The 16,009-nt window shown below is 65.3% G+C and carries 15 protein-coding genes and 1 pseudogene; 3 read left to right on the top strand and 13 right to left on the bottom strand.

Translation table 11 applies throughout. From position 1 onward, the window contains the following. Positions 1 to 57: 57 nt before the first annotated feature. The 8 genes from hslV to VZ068_RS03820 all read right to left on the bottom strand — a co-directional run bounded on the left by hslV (position 58) and on the right by VZ068_RS03820 (position 7,136). The gene (gene hslV, locus VZ068_RS03855; protein ID WP_005997221.1) at positions 58 to 609 is read right to left on the bottom strand and encodes an ATP-dependent protease subunit HslV; all 552 of its coding nucleotides are present in this window, start codon (positions 607 to 609) and stop codon (positions 58 to 60) included. Positions 610 to 798: 189 nt separating this feature from the next. After that, complete coding sequence (locus tag VZ068_RS03850) at positions 799 to 1,272, bottom strand: DUF1203 domain-containing protein (protein WP_259155296.1); 474 nt, start codon at positions 1,270 to 1,272, stop codon at positions 799 to 801. A gap of 177 nt (positions 1,273 to 1,449) precedes the next feature. Beyond that, complete coding sequence (gene xerC, locus VZ068_RS03845; RefSeq protein ID WP_349656960.1) at positions 1,450 to 2,358, bottom strand: tyrosine recombinase XerC; 909 nt, start codon at positions 2,356 to 2,358, stop codon at positions 1,450 to 1,452. 75 nt (positions 2,359 to 2,433) lie between these two features. Next, positions 2,434 to 3,105 carry a DUF484 family protein gene (locus VZ068_RS03840; RefSeq protein ID WP_259167553.1) on the bottom strand — a complete coding sequence of 224 codons (672 nt, stop codon included), beginning with the start codon at positions 3,103 to 3,105 and terminating at the stop codon, positions 2,434 to 2,436. Next, positions 3,105 to 3,956, bottom strand: a complete 852-nt coding sequence (dapF, locus tag VZ068_RS03835; protein ID WP_349656959.1) for a diaminopimelate epimerase — start codon at positions 3,954 to 3,956, stop codon at positions 3,105 to 3,107. Before dapF ends, VZ068_RS03840 begins: the two co-directional genes overlap by 1 nt. After that, positions 3,946 to 4,200, bottom strand: coding sequence for a lipoprotein (locus VZ068_RS03830; RefSeq protein WP_046963396.1), 255 nt, complete (start codon positions 4,198 to 4,200; stop codon positions 3,946 to 3,948). The genes dapF and VZ068_RS03830 overlap by 11 nt, the downstream gene beginning before the upstream one ends. A gap of 39 nt (positions 4,201 to 4,239) precedes the next feature. Continuing rightward, positions 4,240 to 4,638 carry a YbaN family protein gene (locus VZ068_RS03825; RefSeq protein ID WP_259155301.1) on the bottom strand — a complete coding sequence of 133 codons (399 nt, stop codon included), beginning with the start codon at positions 4,636 to 4,638 and terminating at the stop codon, positions 4,240 to 4,242. A gap of 386 nt (positions 4,639 to 5,024) precedes the next feature. Next, complete coding sequence (locus VZ068_RS03820; protein WP_349656958.1) at positions 5,025 to 7,136, bottom strand: S9 family peptidase; 2,112 nt, start codon at positions 7,134 to 7,136, stop codon at positions 5,025 to 5,027. Positions 7,137 to 7,245: 109 nt separating this feature from the next. Between VZ068_RS03820 and VZ068_RS03815 the strand changes: the two genes are divergently transcribed. Next, complete coding sequence (locus tag VZ068_RS03815) at positions 7,246 to 8,430, top strand: pyridoxal phosphate-dependent aminotransferase (RefSeq protein WP_349656957.1); 1,185 nt, start codon at positions 7,246 to 7,248, stop codon at positions 8,428 to 8,430. A gap of 304 nt (positions 8,431 to 8,734) precedes the next feature. Here VZ068_RS03815 and VZ068_RS03810 read toward each other — a convergent pair. The 4 genes and pseudogenes from VZ068_RS03810 to VZ068_RS03795 all read right to left on the bottom strand — a co-directional run. After that, positions 8,735 to 9,010: pseudogene (locus tag VZ068_RS03810) on the bottom strand (AAA family ATPase); the annotation flags it as partial. 137 nt (positions 9,011 to 9,147) lie between these two features. Then, on the bottom strand, positions 9,148 to 9,627 hold the full coding sequence (locus VZ068_RS03805; RefSeq protein ID WP_349656956.1) for a hypothetical protein: 480 nt from the start codon (positions 9,625 to 9,627) through the stop codon (positions 9,148 to 9,150). Positions 9,628 to 9,744: 117 nt separating this feature from the next. Continuing rightward, positions 9,745 to 11,838 carry a prolyl oligopeptidase family serine peptidase gene (locus VZ068_RS03800; RefSeq protein ID WP_349656955.1) on the bottom strand — a complete coding sequence of 698 codons (2,094 nt, stop codon included), beginning with the start codon at positions 11,836 to 11,838 and terminating at the stop codon, positions 9,745 to 9,747. A 69-nt stretch (positions 11,839 to 11,907) separates the two neighbouring features. After that, a complete protein-coding gene (locus VZ068_RS03795; protein ID WP_259155305.1) occupies positions 11,908 to 12,219 on the bottom strand; it encodes a hypothetical protein in 312 nt (103 codons plus the stop codon). A gap of 277 nt (positions 12,220 to 12,496) precedes the next feature. On the opposite strand from VZ068_RS03795, the gene VZ068_RS03790 reads away from it, so the two are divergent. After that, complete coding sequence (locus VZ068_RS03790) at positions 12,497 to 13,066, top strand: lipocalin family protein (RefSeq protein ID WP_349656954.1); 570 nt, start codon at positions 12,497 to 12,499, stop codon at positions 13,064 to 13,066. Between the two features lie 518 nt (positions 13,067 to 13,584). Here VZ068_RS03790 and VZ068_RS03785 read toward each other — a convergent pair. Next, positions 13,585 to 14,550, bottom strand: coding sequence for a YafY family protein (locus VZ068_RS03785; protein WP_005997239.1), 966 nt, complete (start codon positions 14,548 to 14,550; stop codon positions 13,585 to 13,587). A 274-nt stretch (positions 14,551 to 14,824) separates the two neighbouring features. Between VZ068_RS03785 and VZ068_RS03780 the strand changes: the two genes are divergently transcribed. Next, the gene (locus tag VZ068_RS03780) at positions 14,825 to 15,631 is read left to right on the top strand and encodes a DUF481 domain-containing protein (protein ID WP_259155330.1); all 807 of its coding nucleotides are present in this window, start codon (positions 14,825 to 14,827) and stop codon (positions 15,629 to 15,631) included. The last annotated feature ends 378 nt before the right edge of the window (positions 15,632 to 16,009 follow it).

Genomic DNA, 16,009 nt, shown 5'->3' with positions numbered 1-16,009 from the left:
ATGTCGTCGGGGTGGAACCGAAACCGCTGTTGCGATTCCCGATTCCCCACTCCCGAATCACAGCTCCTCGACCACCACGTTGCGATTGGTATAGATGCAGATATCGCCAGCGATATTGATCGCTTCGGTGGCGATGGTCTTGGCATCGAGCTCGGTGTGCGCCAGCAGCGCGCGGGCGGCCGACAAGGCGTACGAGCCGCCGGAACCGATGGCGATGATGCCGTCTTCCGGTTCGATCACATCGCCGGTGCCGCTGATGATCAACGAGGTTTCTTTATCGGCGACCGCAAGCAACGCTTCGAGCTTGCCCAGGCGGCGCTCGGTGCGCCAATCCTTGGCCAACTCCACGGCGGCACGGGTCAATTGCCCATGCTTGTCGAGTTTGGCTTCGAACAGTTCGAACAGCGTAAACGCATCGGCGGCGGCACCGGCAAACCCGGCCAGGACCTGACCCTCGCGACCGAGCCGGCGCACCTTGCGCGCGTTGCCCTTCATGACGGTGTGGCCGAGCGTGACCTGGCCATCGCCCGCGACGGCGACGTGCCCACCACGCCGAACCGAAATGATGGTGGTGGCGTGAACGATGTTGGGATTCTGGCTGGGGTCCATGGGTCCTCCGGGGGTTTCCAATGAGGTGGGGACGCCCCTGCCGGGTTCAAGCGCGCTGCGCCGATGCGCCGCAGACCGCAGCGCCGACGCATGGGCGCGCGCCAGGCGCCGCTACGGCAGCGCGCGCGATGCCTCATCGCGGACCACTCAGGCCACCGTGCTTGCGCGTTGCATCGCCCCTGGGATGATTCACCCCACACGTTCCGCACGGCACGCGTAACAGCCCTGGCGTGCGTGGTGCAGGTGCACGTAGGCGATCTGCCGGTCATCCAGGCAATGCCGCAGCCACGCGGCAACCTGTTCCCCTGCGCACACCTCGGCGGCGACCAGATGATCACGATGATCGTAGCTACGTAGCGATATCAGCCGTGAGCGGATCGCCGGTGGTACCGCATCGGGCTGCAGCTGCGCCGGTGTCGCCGCACTGCGGACGAAGATCGGCCCGCTGGCGCGGTAGGGCGAGTCGGCGGGTTGATGCAGGTAGGGCAACAACAGCAGCGGTTCACCCGCGCGCGCATCCTGCAGGCTGACGCGACAGGGAAACCCATGGTCGGCATCGGCGATCACGCGCACGGCCTGATGGCTTGCCAGCGCAGCATCGTCGAGTCCATGCAGGTGGGTGAACAGGGCCGGATCGAGTCCGGTCAGACGGAAGGTGGCCATGTTGATCTTCCAGGGATTGGAAGCCCAGGATGACGCGCGCATGCCGGGCCCGCTCGCCGTGTTCGGACATGACACCCCTGCAAGTGCGTTCGCCCAGTCCTGCGCACTGACACTGCAGCAACCTGCCGAGCGCGCCGATGCAATCGCGTGCCTGCCCGGTCCGCGACGATCAGCCGCTCAGTCGGTAGACTTCTTGCGCTTGGCACGCGGATGCGCGGCGTCGTAGACCTTGGCCAGGTGCTGGAAATCCAGGTGCGTGTAGATCTGCGTGGTGGCGATATCGGAATGACCGAGCAGCTCCTGCACACCGCGCAGATCGCCCGACGACTCCAGGATATGGCTGGCAAAACTGTGCCGCAGCATATGCGGGTGCACGTCCTTGAACATGCCCTGGCGCACGGCCAATTGCTTGATGCGGATCTGCACCGCACGCTGCGAAATCGCACCGCCGGCGCGCCCGGGGAAGACATGCGTTTCGGCACGTCCGCCGCTGTCGCGCTGCCATTGGCGCAAGGCCGCAATCGCATGCGAACCCACCGGCACCAGGCGCTGCTTGCCGCCCTTGCCCAGCACCATCACCAGGCCGCTGGCCAGATCCAGATCGCGCCAGCGCAATGCGCAGAGCTCGCTCAAGCGCAACCCCGACGAATAGAACAGTTCCAGCAATGCGCGATCGCGCAAGCCCAGCGGCGCATCCGTCGGAACCTCGACCAGGCGCACGGCCTCATCGGCATCGAGCACCTGCGGCAACTTGCGCGGCGCCTTGGGCGCCCGCAACGCCGCCGCGGGGCTGGCCGCGATACGGCCGTGCTTGAGCAACCAGGCGTAATAGCTGCGGCATGCAGACAGGCGCCGCTGCAGGCTCTTGGCGGACAGGCCGCGCCGGTGTTCTGCCGCAACAAACTGACGCAGCTGCGCGCTGTCCAGCTGTGCGACGTCCAACCCGACCGCGGCACCCGTAGCATCCTTGTGCTCGGCTGCCCAGCTCAGCAACGCGGCAAGATCGCGCCGATACGCATCCAGCGTGTGCGCCGACACCTGACGTTCGACCTGCAGATACGCCAGAAATCCTTCGACCGAGGACATCTCAGCTACCCTGCCGCCGCCGCAGCGACGCTGGGGTGCACAGCAGGCCGCGCATTGCATGGCCTGCCACTGCCATCACGCCGTGAAACGCTGCAGCGCCACGCCCAGCGACTCGCCCATCATGCGCAGGAACAAGGTGCCCATGCCGGGATAGAACCGGTTGGCATCGCTGCTGCCGACCGCAATCAGGCCGACACCCGGCAACGGCAGCAACGCGGTGGATTGCACCGCATCCGCCTGTTCGGCATACAGCAGCGCGTGTTTTTCAGCCTGCAGCCGGCCGCAGATCGGCTCGCCATCGCTCAGGCAATCGCGAAACGGGGCCAGGCGCGCATCGTCGGCGGCGATCACCTGCAACCAATCCGCGTTCAGGCCGGCGACCGGCGCGAGCACGACCAGCCGCACCAGCTCACCGTTGAAATCTTCTGCCAACGACGCAGCCATCGCCTTGAGCGTATCGGCGGCCGTGGTCTGGCGCATCAGTGCCAGCGTGAGTTGGTGGGTGCGCACCGCCAGCCGCTCATTGACCTGCGCATTGCTGCCCAGCTCGTGCAGGCGCCGCGACAGCTCGCGGTTCTTGTCGCGCAACACTTCCAGCTGATAGGTCGCCAGCGACGCGGTAGGACCATCGTCGCGCGGCACCAGCAGGCTCACCGCCAGATCGGGGAATTGCTTGAGAAAGGTGGGATGGCGACGCAACCACGTTGCGACCTCGTGCGCACTGAACTTGTCCGTGTTGTCGCTCATCAGTTCCATTCTCCATCGAAGACGAACACCGCCGGGCCGGACATCACCACCTCCTGCGCATCGTCGGGCCAGCGAATCTGCAGCTCGCCGCCGGGCAACGACACGCGCACGTCGCGCTCGACGCGGCCGCGCTGCATCAGCACCACCGCAGCCGCGCACGCACCGCTGCCGCAGGCCAGCGTTTCGCCGACGCCGCGCTCGAACACGCGCAGACGCACATGCGTGGGATCCACCACCTGCGCGAACCCGACATTGACCGAATTGGGGAATGCAGCGTTTTGCTGCAGCAAGCTGCCCACACGCTCCACCGGGGCGGCATCGACACGGCCAACCTCCAGCACGGCATGCGGGTTGCCCATCGACACTGCACCAAAGCGTACCGTCTCGCCGTGCACGGGCAGCGAGTATTCGTCGCGCGCATGCGCAAAGCCGGCCAGCGGAATCTGCGTGGGCTCGAACTGCGGCACGCCCATGGCCACCGCATACGTTCCCGCATCCACCTGCTCCACCGCATGTGCGGTGACCGGGCTGTCGATGAGGAAGCGCTCGCCCTGCGCGGTTCCATCACGCACCAGCCAGGCCGCGACGCAGCGCGCGCCGTTGCCGCATTGACGCGCGGCCGAGCCGTCGGAATTCCAGATGCCGTAGGCCGCCACTGCGCCTTCGCTGCGCGGGGCTTCGATGGTCAGGATCTGATCGCAGCCGACCCCGAAGTGTCGATCTGCCAGGCGCGCTGCCAGCGCAGCATCCGGCGGCGGCGTGCCGTCGCGCAGGTCCAGCACCACGAAATCGTTGCCGGCGCCATGCATTTTTGTGAAACGCAGACGCTCGCTGCGACCGTCAGCGCTCATTGCCGCTGCTAGCGGGCTGGTCGGTGGTGGATGCGGGCTTGCTGTCTGTCTCCACCGGCGCGGGCGCAGGTGTGGACTCATCCAGCGGTTGCGGCGCATCCGGCGGCTGCGGCACGGGCTGGGCTTCCACCGGCACCGGCTTCTGCGGCATCACCAGCGGGCCCTTGTTGCCGCAAGCGGCAAGCAGGACAAAGGTCGCACCAACCAGTGCGAGACGAACGGAAGGTCGGGACATGATGCTCATGGACCGGAGTATAGCCAGAACACCCTGACTGCCGTGCGCTCAGTGCGGCGTTTGCAGCGCGCGCGGCGGTGGCTCCGGACGCAGCCACAACCAGATCGCCACCACCGTCATGCTGCCGATCGACAGGCATTTCACCCAGAACACCGGCACGCACCACAGCATGATGCCGGCGCACAGGGTCATCGTCAGCGTCGCCATCCACTTGGCCTTGCGACTGACCGCCCGATAGGTCTGCCACTCCACGATTGCCGGCCCGAAACGCGGATGCGACAGCAGCCAGGCATGCAGCCGCTCGGACCCACGCGACGCCGCCCAGGCCGAAATCAGGATGAACACCGTGGTCGGCAATCCCGGCACAAAGATCCCGACAATGCCGGTCGCCAGGCTGGCATACGCCAGCAACCACCAGGCCCAGCGAAATCGGTTCGGTCGCGTCATGTGCAAATGATACGACCAGACCGGGGTGAGGTGGCCTGGCCTGCGCGTTGTCGGCGCAGCCACTGCAGCTGCCGGTGGAGGCCTTGGAATCCAGCGTCACCGTTCGCCGCGCGTTTGGCAAGGCAGGGCACGGCGGCCAGACGCGCTGCACTCGGACAAGCACGCCTCTTCGGCCAAGCGTGGCGGCGGTGCTCAACTCACTTTCAAGCAACCGGGGAAAAGAGCAACAACAACGAGCCCAAGCGGGGGCAACGGCAGGAGGCAGAAACACACCAAGGAGGCCGGAAACCAACCGCCCCACCTCACCGTGATGCACTCACCACCGAAACCTCAGCCATCCGCCTTGGCGAATCCCGAGTCCCGACTCCCCAATCCCGGCTCCCCAGCTACTTGACGCCCAGCTGGTCCAGCACGAACGCATACGACTCCGCCAACTCGCGGTAACGGCGGAAGCGGCCGGATTTGCCGCCGTGACCGGCTTCCATATTGGTGCGGAACACAATCGGAGCCTTGCCGGTGTTGTCGTCGCGCAACCTGGCCACCCACTTGGCCGGCTCCCAGTACTGCACCTGCGAATCCCACAGACCGGTGCCGACGAACATCGCCGGGTACGCCTGCTTGCGCACATTGTCGTAGGGCGAATACGACAGCATGTAGTCGTAGTAGTCCTTGGTTTCCGGGTTGCCCCACTCGTCGTATTCATTGGTAGTCAACGGGATGCTGGCATCCAGCATGGTGGTGACCACATCGACGAATGGCACCTGCGCCACCAGCACGCGATAGTCCTGCGGCGCCATGTTGGCCACCGCCCCCATCAACAGGCCACCTGCGCTGCCGCCGGATGCCGCCACACGGTCCTTGGCGGCGTAGCCCTGCGCGACCAGCCCGCGGGTGACGTCGACGAAATCGTTGAAGGTGTTCTTCTTGTGCAGCAGCTTGCCATCGTCGTACCACTTGCGGCCCATTTCCTGGCCGCCGCGGATGTGTGCGATGGCGTACACCACACCACGGTCCAGCAGGCTGATCGCCGGCAGATTGAAGGACGGGTCCATCGACATGCCGTAGCTGCCGTACGCGTACTGGAACAACGCGGCCGTGCCGTCCTTCTCGAAGCCTTTCTTGTACACCAGCGACACCGGCACCTTGACGCCGTCGCGGGCCGTGACCCAGACGCGTTCGGTCTCATACTTGTTCGCGTCATAGCCGATCACCGGTTGCTGCTTGAGCACCTTGCGCTCGCCGGTGGCGGTGTTGAGGTCGTAGGTGGTGGCCGGAGTGGTCAGCGATGTATAGCTGTAACGCAGCCACACGGTGTCCGGCTCGGGGTTGACCGACAAGCCCATCGAATACGCCGGCTCATCCGCCTTGACGTACTCATGGCTGCCATCACGCTTGAGCAGTCGCACGCGCTCCAGGCCACCGGAGCGTTCTTCGATGGCAGTGAATCCATCGAACAGCTCGAAATTTTCGATGTAGACCTTGTCATCGTGGGCGACCCAGTCGGTCCACTGCTTGCGCGTGGTGGCATCGGTGGGCGCAGTCACCAGCTTGAAGTTCTCGGCGCCATCGGCGTTGGTGCGGATCACCCAACGCCCGTCGAAATGTTCGGCGTGGTACTCCACATCGCGCTCGCGCTTGGCCAGCACCTTGAAGGTGTCCGGCTTGGCGGCCAGCGCATAACGCGTCTCGGACGACACCGTGCTTTCCACGCCGATGGTGATGTACTTGTCGTCGCGGGTACGCCCCACGCCCATGTAAAAACTGTCGTCCTTCTCTTCGTACACCAGCACGTCGTCCTTGGACGCAGTACCCAGGACGTGTTTCTTGACGCGCACGGTGAGCAGCGTTTCCGGGTCGTTTTCGACGTAGAACACGGTCTTGTTGTCGTCCGCCCACACCACGTTCGGGGAGACGCCTTCCACGGTGTCCGGATAGATCTCGCCGGTGTCCAGATTCTTGAAGCGAATCGTGTATTGGCGACGGCCGACGGCGTCGTCGGCCCAGGCAAGCAGGCGGTTGTCCTGACTGACCTCGGCCTCGCCCACGCTGAAATAGCCCTTGCCCTGGGCCATCTGGTTGACGTCCAGCAGGACTTCTTCCGGCGCCTCCATGCTGCCCTTGCGACGCGCCTGGATCGGGTAATCCTTGCCGGCTTCGAAGCGGGTGTAATACCAATAGCCGCGCTCGCGATACGGCACGCTGGCATCGTCCTGCTTGATGCGCCCGACGATCTCGTTGTAGAGCGTGTCTTCCAACGGCTTGAGCGGCGCCATCACCTGGTCGGTGTAGGCATTCTCGGCGTTGAGATAGGCCAGCATCGCCTTGTCTTCGCGCTTGTCGTCGCGCAGCCAGTAGTAATCGTCGTTACGGGTGGCGCCAAACGGCGTCTTGACCACATGCGGGTGCTTGGCGACGTCCGGCGGCGACGGGAGAGCGGCGAAAGAGGAGGCAGATGTGGTCATCAGGCTGGCGATCAACAAGGTCAGGACAGGCTTCATCAGATTGGGGTCCGTTGGATGAACGCAATGCCATCCCAGCGCCCGAGTGTGGAAGAGCCCGTCGCCGGGCGTCATGTGTCCTAGGTCATGCTGGTCTATGATCTTCGCAATGGACCCCTTGCTTTCGCCCGCGTCGGGCTACAGCCGCCGCAGCCAGGACATCGCGCCGTTCCATGTGATGTCGCTGCTGGCCCGCGCCAATGCGCTCGAACAGGCCGGTCACGACGTGATCCACCTGGAAATCGGCGAACCCGACTTCACCACTGCCGCGCCGATCGTGGCTGCCGGGCAGGCCGCACTGGCCGCCGGCCATACCCGCTACACCGCCGCACGCGGGCTGCCCGCGTTGCGCGAGGCGATTGCCGGCTTTTATGCGCAACGTTATGGCCGCAGCGTCGACCCGGAGCGGATCCTGGTCACGCCAGGCGGCTCGGGCGCGCTGCTGTTGGCCAGCAGCCTGCTGGTGGACCCGGGCAAGCACTGGCTGCTTGCCGACCCTGGGTATCCGTGCAACCGCCACTTCCTGCGCCTGATCGAAGGTGCCGCACAACTGGTGCCGGTCGGGCCGGACACCGACTACCAACTGACCCCGGCGCTGGTGGACGCGTGCTGGAACGCCGACAGCGTCGGCGCCCTGGTGGCATCGCCGGCCAACCCCACCGGCAGCGTGCTGTCGCGCGCGCAGCTGGCCGCGTTGTCGCAGGCGCTGCATGCGCGCGGCGGGCACCTGGTGGTGGACGAGATCTACCACGGCCTGACCTATGGCCTGGACGCGCATAGCGTGCTGGAAGTGGACGACAGCGCCTTCGTCTTGAACAGTTTTTCCAAATACTTCGGCATGACCGGCTGGCGCCTGGGCTGGCTGATCGCCCCGCCCGGCGCGGTGCCCGAGCTGGAAAAACTCGCGCAAAACCTCTACATCAGCGCCTCGACCATTGCGCAGCACGCAGCGCTTGCGTGTTTCACGCCGGAAAGCATCGCCATCTTCGAAGCGCGCCGCGCGCAGTTCCAGCAACGCCGCGACTATCTGCTGCCCGCGCTACGCCAGCTTGGCTTCAACATCGCCATCGAACCCCAAGGCGCGTTCTATCTCTACGCCGACATCAGCGCGTTTTCCGACGATGCGCAGGCGTTCTGCGCGCATTTCCTGGAAACCGAGCACGTTGCCTTTACTCCCGGCATCGACTTCGGCTTCCATCGCGCCAACCAGCACGTGCGCATCGCCTACACCCAGAGCCTGCCGCGTCTGGAACAGGCGGTGGAGCGCATTGCGCGTGGGTTACGCAGTCTGTAGACGCGCCTTGCATGACACCACAGCACCTGCCATCCATAAGGCGCGTTGAGCACGCCCTCGCGGTCAATCGCCTTCTGTCGTGACACCACGCCGGGAGCCGCTGTCACTGGCGCAGACCTTGCGAGTTCAACTTTTCATGGCGATAGAATTGATCGATCGCCGGCACCGTCAGCAATGCGATCTTCGGCACGCTGCTGCGCTTGAATATCCTAGCGAGGTCTTTGCGTTTTCTGCGTTCGACGACCGCGATGTGGCGCAGCATCTCCCACCTGACCCGCTCCCTGGCGCCATCGAGGCCGCCGCAACGGCGCTGCTCGAACCAGGTTCGGCGCAGATAGCGCACCAGGCTGGTGGTCACCGGGATGTCCAATAGAACAACGCCCGTTGCACGCGCCAGACGCTGCGACAGGCAGCCCAGGTAATTGCCATCCATCACCCACTGCTCTGCGGCAATGGCCGCATCGTGAAGCGCGAAAAAGTCCTGCCTGGGACGAGGTAGCCAGGCAGTGTTCGGGAAATGATGCAACTGATTCAGATGCACGCATGCGCATCCGCGCTTGCGTGCGATCGCCTGGGCCAAGGTCGATTTACCGCTGTTGGACGGCCCGAGAATGCACAGCCGCGGCCCCAGATCCTTGAGTTTCATCCCACCCCTCCAGGGATATCGCGCGTGGTCATCAAAGTGGCGACAAGCAGGCACGAAAGCGCCACACAGTGTTACCTCGGCACGCAGCTGACCAGACCGAAGAACTGCCGTGCAATCGCTTGCCGCTGGCCTGGCGCCGCTCGGTACCACAGCGCTTGACGCAAGTCGGGCAACAGGAAATGCGCAGGCGCCGGCATACCGGCGCGTGGAAGCTCGCTCAGGACACGGTAAGTGGCATCGGTGCCGATGTAGCCCACATCACCCAGAGGGCGCGGCCCACCATCGGGATCCGGAGCTTGCCAGCCCGGCGCGGTCACATCAGCGGTGGACGCCATGTGCTGACTGTCGTCGCTGCTGTCGCTCCAGGGCAAAAACCATGCACTCCCTCCAGTGCGCGAAGAATGCACCCGCAAGGCCACCTGCGCCGGCCAGTGCGGGCCGCTGGCAACGGCCAGAAAGCGGGCTTGCGTATCGGTATCGTCGCGCAGCACGTAGCGTGCATTCTCGACCGCACACGCGCCGACCGCCAAGGTCAGCATCAAGCCAAACATCGATCACACCCCGCATCGTCTACGTTGGTTTTGGTTTGATCGCAAACGCCACGAGGCCGCTGCATTGTGCCGGCGGCCTCGTGTTGCACTGCGCGTCATGCGGCCTGTGCCAACCGATCAGTCGGTCAGGCGCTCCCACAGGAAGCTATACGCCAATGCCGACATATGCGCTGCCTGCGCGTTGTTGGCCGCACCGCCGTGACCGCCCTCGATGTTCTCGTAGTAGGTCACGTCCTTGCCGGCCTCGATCATCTTGGCCGCCATCTTGCGCGCGTGGCCCGGATGCACGCGGTCGTCGCGGGTGGAGGTCAGGAAGATCACCGGCGGATAGGTCTTCTTCGGATCGAACAGGTGATACGGCGAAAAGGTCTGGATGAAGCTCCAGTCGTCGGTATCCGGGTTGCCGTATTCGGCCATCCACGAGGCGCCGGCCAGCAGATGGCTGTAGCGCTTCATGTCCAGCAGCGGCACCTGCACCACCACCGCGCCGAACAGCTCCGGATACTGGGTCAGCATGTTGCCGGTCATCAGGCCGCCATTGCTGCCGCCCTGCACGCCCAGATGCCTGGTCGAGGTGATCTTGCGCGCGACCAGATCCTTGGCCACCGCGGCCATGTCTTCGTAGGCCTTGTGGCGGTTCTGCTTGAGCGCAGCCTGGTGCCAGCGCGGGCCGTACTCGCCGCCGCCGCGGATGTTGGCCACCACGTAGACGCCGCCCTTGTCCAGCCAGGCGCGGCCCAAACCGCCGGAATAATTCGGCGTCATCGAAATCTCGAAACCGCCATAGCCGTACAGCAGCGTTGGCGCGCTGCCATCGAGCTTGAGGTTCTTGGGGCGCACCAGGAAATACGGCACGCGGGTGCCGTCCTTGCTGGTGACAAAGTGCTGCTCGATGCTGTCCTTGCCGGCATCGAAGAACGCCGGCATGGTCTTGAGCGGCTGCGGCGCACTGCCGACGTCCACCCACGACAAGGTGGTGGGTGTGAGGTAATCGGTGACGGTCAGCCACAGCGCGTCGCTGTCGTCGCTGTCCACGGCGCTGACATCGATCGTGCCGAAAGCCGGCGCACCGACAAACGCGCTCTTCTTCCACCCGTCCTGCGATGGGGTGATGACGCTGAGCCGATTCTTGACGTCTTCCAGCACGTTCAACACCAGGTGTGACTTGGTCCATGCCACGCCCGCCAGCGAGGTGGTGTCGGTCGGTGCGAACAGCACATCGAAGCTGCGCTTGCCGGCCATGAAGTCGTCAAAGCGCGTGGCCAGCAGCGAGCCCGCCGTGTAGGTCTTGCCACCCACCGTCCATGGCTCGCGCAGCTCCAGCGTCAGCCATTGCCGCTTGACCGACTTGCTGGCCGAGTTGGGCACATCCACCTTGACCAGCTTGCCGTCGGCGCCCTTGAGATACAGCTCGTCGTTGTAGAAGGCCAGCGTGCGGCTGACAAAATCGCGCTCGAAGCCCGGGGTGTCATCGTGCATCGCCGCGATGTACATGTCGGTGGGCTTGCCCTCGTACACCACGGTGGCGGCGCCGAGCGGGGTACCGCGCTTCCACTGCTTGGCGATGCGCGGGTAGCCGGAACTGGTCATGCTGCCGGCACCGAAATCGGTGAAGACATAGACCGTGTCCTTGTCGATCCAGCCCAGCCCGCCCTTGGATTCGGGACGGAAGAAGCCGTCCTTGACCCACTGCTTGCTGCCGAGATCGAACTCGCGGGTGACGTCGGCATCGGCGCCGCCGCGCGACAGCGCGATCAGGCAGCGCTGGTAGTCCGGGCGCAGGCAGTCGGCGCCATGCCAGACCCAGTTCTCGCCCTCGGCCTTGTTGAGCGCATCCAGGTCCAGCACCGTCTCCCACTTCGGCGAGGCCTTGCGGTATTCGTCCAGCGTGGTGCGCCGCCACAGGCCGCGCTCGTGCTGCTTGTCCTTCCAGAAGTTGTAGTAGTACTCGCCGATCTTCTGCACGCCGGGAATCTTCGCGTCCGAATCCAGCACTTCGCGGATGCTGGTTTCCATCTGCCTGAAGGCCGGCGTGGTGGCCAGGCGCGCCTCGGTCTTGGCGTTCTGGGCCTTGACCCAGTCCAGCGGCTTGGCGCCAGTGACATCTTCCAGCCAGGCGTAGGGATCGTTGGACACGGCGGTTTCCTCTGCAGAGACGGCGCCAGCGGTGATCAGGCCGGCAACCAGGCAGATCGAGGCGAACTTGGGCATGTATTTTTCCGGAAAAACCAATGCCGGAAAACCTAACACAGCCCCTTGCCCGGCCTCCCCTGCCGAAGGTCAGGCCGCCCGCGCCGGTGTCGTGGCCCGCGCGGCAACGCGCCGACGCTGTGCCTGCGGGCCACGCCGCCGCGGCAAGACCCGCCGAGCGCCCGGCCGGGTCAGCGTGGGCAGCGCGAAGCGATGCAGGCTCCACCAGGCCAGCATCGGCATGCCCACCAGCCACAGGGGCAGCCAGCCGATCCACTCGCTGTAACCGCGCGCCGCCGGCCACACCAGCACCAGCGCCAGGCCGGCAAGGGCGATCTGCCGCACCGGGCGCAACACCCGCGGATCGGGACGTTCGGAACGAGGAGAAGGACGATGCGACATGGCGGCACTCCGTGGCAGAAGGGATGAACACAGGCCGGCAGGATTGCCTGTGCCCATCTCACCGATTGCGACCCGACAGGCGAGATGCTGGCTGGGCGGGTGCGGCGCCGCGGGCTGTGCCTTGAAGTGGCTGGCGATCGGGATCGGGCAGCGAGGACGGAGGATCGAGGGATTGATCCCGATGCCGCAGTCGCCGACGCCAGACCCGACCGTTGACGCGAACTTGCCCCCTGCATGCGGTAGTGTGCTGCTCCTACTGCCCCTTTGTGATGTTGCGATGCGCCTGACCGTTACGATCGCCCTCGCTTTCCTGCTCGTCCTCGGCCTGCCCGTGGCATCCGCCAAGGACACATCCACCACCGAGCCGGCGATCGATCTGTCCAAGATCATGGGCACCTGGTACGTGATTGCGCGCATGCCCAACCCGGTCGAGCGCGGGCACGTCACCAGCCGCGACGAGTACACCCTGGTCGAAGACGGCAAGGTGGCGGTGCGCTATCTGTACCGCGAAGGCTTCGGCGAGCCGGAAAAAGAGGTCAACGCGCGCGCGTCGGTGGACGCCGAGAGCGGCAACCGCGATTGGCGGGTGTGGTTCTACAAGGTCATTCCGGCCAAGCAGCGCATCCTGGAAATCGCACCGGACGGTTCATGGATGCTGATTTCCTATCCCGGCCGCGACCTGGCCTGGATCTTCGCGCGCAAGCCGGACATGAGCCGCGACCAGTACCGCAAGCTGGTCGACAAGATGCGCGACGACTATTCCATCTACACCGACAAGCTCAAGCGCGTGCCGCAGTTGCGCGAGCAGCTGGACCGTCTGGGATTTGAAGTACCCAACAAGCGCTGAGTATTGCGCTGCGGATATGCTCCGGCGTCTTCCGGTCATGGATGCGATCGGCTGATCATTGCGATCAGGCGTGTTGCCAGGTCCAGCTGCGCCGGAACGCCTGGGAGAACGTCTGCGAAGCCGCCAGGCGCGTCCCGCCATTGCCTGGTGATCGGTTCCGTAGCGTGTACGTCGATCCCGGGTGCGCCTTCAACACTTGCCTGACGACTTGATCGCTACGTCTGGCTAGCTGCTTCTGGCTTTAGCGGACTGCCGCGTGCATGCCACTGCGGCTGATCGCCACCGCAGGATCCGGCGCGACCGATGACGCACCGTGGCCAGCCTAGTGTTTGTGCAGCGCGTGGATTGCCCAAGCACCTGGCGTGCAAGCCTGGTCGCGGAGGTGCCGTGCGGCGTCAGCAGCGCACGCCGCCGTCAGCAGTGCGCCCGCCTCGACCAGATGGCTGGTCAACTTGCATGTCGCTGATTGAGCGGAACCCATGCGCGCAAGACAAACGCGTGCATGCGACCGATCTGGCTCAGTCGTAGTTGCTCAGCGCCAGCGACAACAGCGCCTTGGCCTGCTCGCGCAGCGACACCGGTTCGACGATCTCCGCATCCGAGCCGTAGTGCAGCACGTCCATCAGCAGCTCGCGCGAGTTGCTGTACGGCAATTTGAGCTCGTAGCGGCCGTCCGGCAAAAAGCGGCCCTGCTGCTTGGAATGCCAGTGCTCGTCGGCCACCCAGCGCGCGGCCTTGGCGCTGAACACGATGGTCGCCCAGCCCTTGGGGGCGCCGGAAAAGATGCCGTAGCTGGCGGCCAGCTGCTCGTCCAGCTCGCTGTCGGGCACATCGCGCGGGGCGGCATCGAGCAGGCGCGCATGATTGATACGGTCCACCGCAAAACTGCGCACGCCATCGCGGCCATGGTCCCAGGCATCCAGGTACCAGTTGTCGCGGTAATGGGTGATGCGCTGCGGGGACACGGTGCGCTTGGTCGATTCGTCGGTCGAGCGTGCGCGGTAATCGAAGCTCAGTTGCTTGCGCTCCAGCACCCCGGAGGCCACCGTGCGAAAGCTCGCTTCGTCCAGCTTGCGGCCGCGATGCGGAATCACCCGCACACGGTCCACTGGCCACTGCGATACGCCGGCCTGTGCCGCCAATAGCCCTTCGATGCGCTGCTGCAACGGTGCCAGCATCGAGGACAATACGCCCCCGCCGGTGCGCGCGAGCAATTGCTGGGATGCCAGCAGTGCATGCAGTTCTTCCGAACTCAGCCACAGGCCGGGCAGCTCGAAGCGATCGCTTTCGCCGGACAGATAGCGAAAGCCCGATTCGCCATCGCCTTCCACCGGCGCCATCAGCGCATCGCGCAGAAACGCCAGGTCGCGATACACGGTGGCGCGGGAGCAGCTCAGCTCATCCTGCAACCGCGCCACGGTGACCGGATAGCGCGCCGACTTGAGCAGGCGATGCAGGGAGTTGATACGTTCATAGCGGTCCATGCGCCGATTATGTCCGGTTCTTGGCGCGGCGGGGTGAGCGTCGCTATGCACTCTGGTGCAGAACACGCCAGTCCCGGCCGCTCGGGTTGCGCCGGCCGCGACGACGCCGTGCGCGGGTCTGTGCGCCGCCCGCAACCCACACGACAACGCGCCAGCTGCCGCCAGCGCCAGAACCGCCAATGAAGCGCAGCGTTCACCGGGTCATGACGTGCCGCACAGTCCGTTATCATGAAATCGCTTTCACCCTCCCGCCCTGCCCTCAAGCGAGCCGCTTATGTCCCGCCGTGCCCAGTTGTCTGCCCTGCTGCCCCTGCTGTTGATCACGCCTACCGTGTGGGCCCAGTCGATCGCGGTCGCGCCGACGCCGGTTGACCCTGCCGCTGCGCTGGTGCCCTCGCCCTGGAGCGGCAGCAGCGGCGAGCTGGGCTATGCCGCTGCCCACGGCAACAGCACCACCGACAGCCTCAACGGCCGCGTGCGCCTGCGCTACACCGACGGCGACTGGATCCACAGCCTGGATGCCACCGCGCTGCGTTCGAGCTCGGAGTACACCAATACCAACGACGACGGCAGCACCGAACGCGAACGCCAGACCACCGCCGAGCGTTACACCGGCAGCGTGGGCAGTGCCTTGCAGTTGGGCGAACACCGCCAGCTCACCGCCACCGGCCGCTACGAACACGACGACTTCGCCACCTACGATCGGCTGGCCACCTTCGGTATCGGTTACGGCACGCGCCTGATCGATGCCGAGCGCTTCTATCTGGACGCGCAGATCGGCCCGGGTATCCGCCGCGCGCACAACAGCGACGAAGACCGCAACGAGACCGGCCTGATCGGGCGCGGTCTGTTCGACCTGAAGTACACGGTCACCGACAACACCGACCTGATCAACACGCTGCTGGTGGAATCGGGCGAATACAACACCTACGCGCAGAACGATTTCGGCGTGCAGGTCAGCATGAACTCGCACTTCGCGCTCAAGGCCGCCTGGCAGATGCGCCACAACAGCGAGGTCAGCGACGGCGACAAGAAGACCGACACGCTGACCACGGTAAACCTGGTTTACACGTTCAAGTAAGCGATCCCGCTCGGCAGGAGCGGCCTTGGCCGCGACAGCTGTATCGGGAACGCCCGTCGCGGCCGGGTCCGCTCCTACGACAGGAGGACCTGGTAGTAGGGGGCGACGCGCGGGGCGATACGTCGACCATGGTCGACCTGGTCCTCACGTTCGAATACGCGAACGCGCTCGGTAGGAGCGGACCTGGCCGCGACAGCTCTACCGGGAACGCCCGTCGCGGCCTGGTCCGCTCCTACGACAGGAGGACCTGGTGGTAGGCGGGCGACGCGCGGGGCGATACGTCGACCATGGTCGACCTGGTCCACACGTTCGAATACACGACCACGCTCGGTAGGAGCGGACCTGGCCGCGACAGCTCTACCGGGAACGCCCGTCGCG

Source organism: Xanthomonas sp. 10-10 (assembly GCF_040182365.1).
GTDB lineage: Bacteria > Pseudomonadota > Gammaproteobacteria > Xanthomonadales > Xanthomonadaceae > Xanthomonas > Xanthomonas arboricola_F.
The sequence above is the reverse complement of the archived record's forward strand: the minus strand, read 5'-3'. Positions and strand labels throughout refer to the sequence as shown.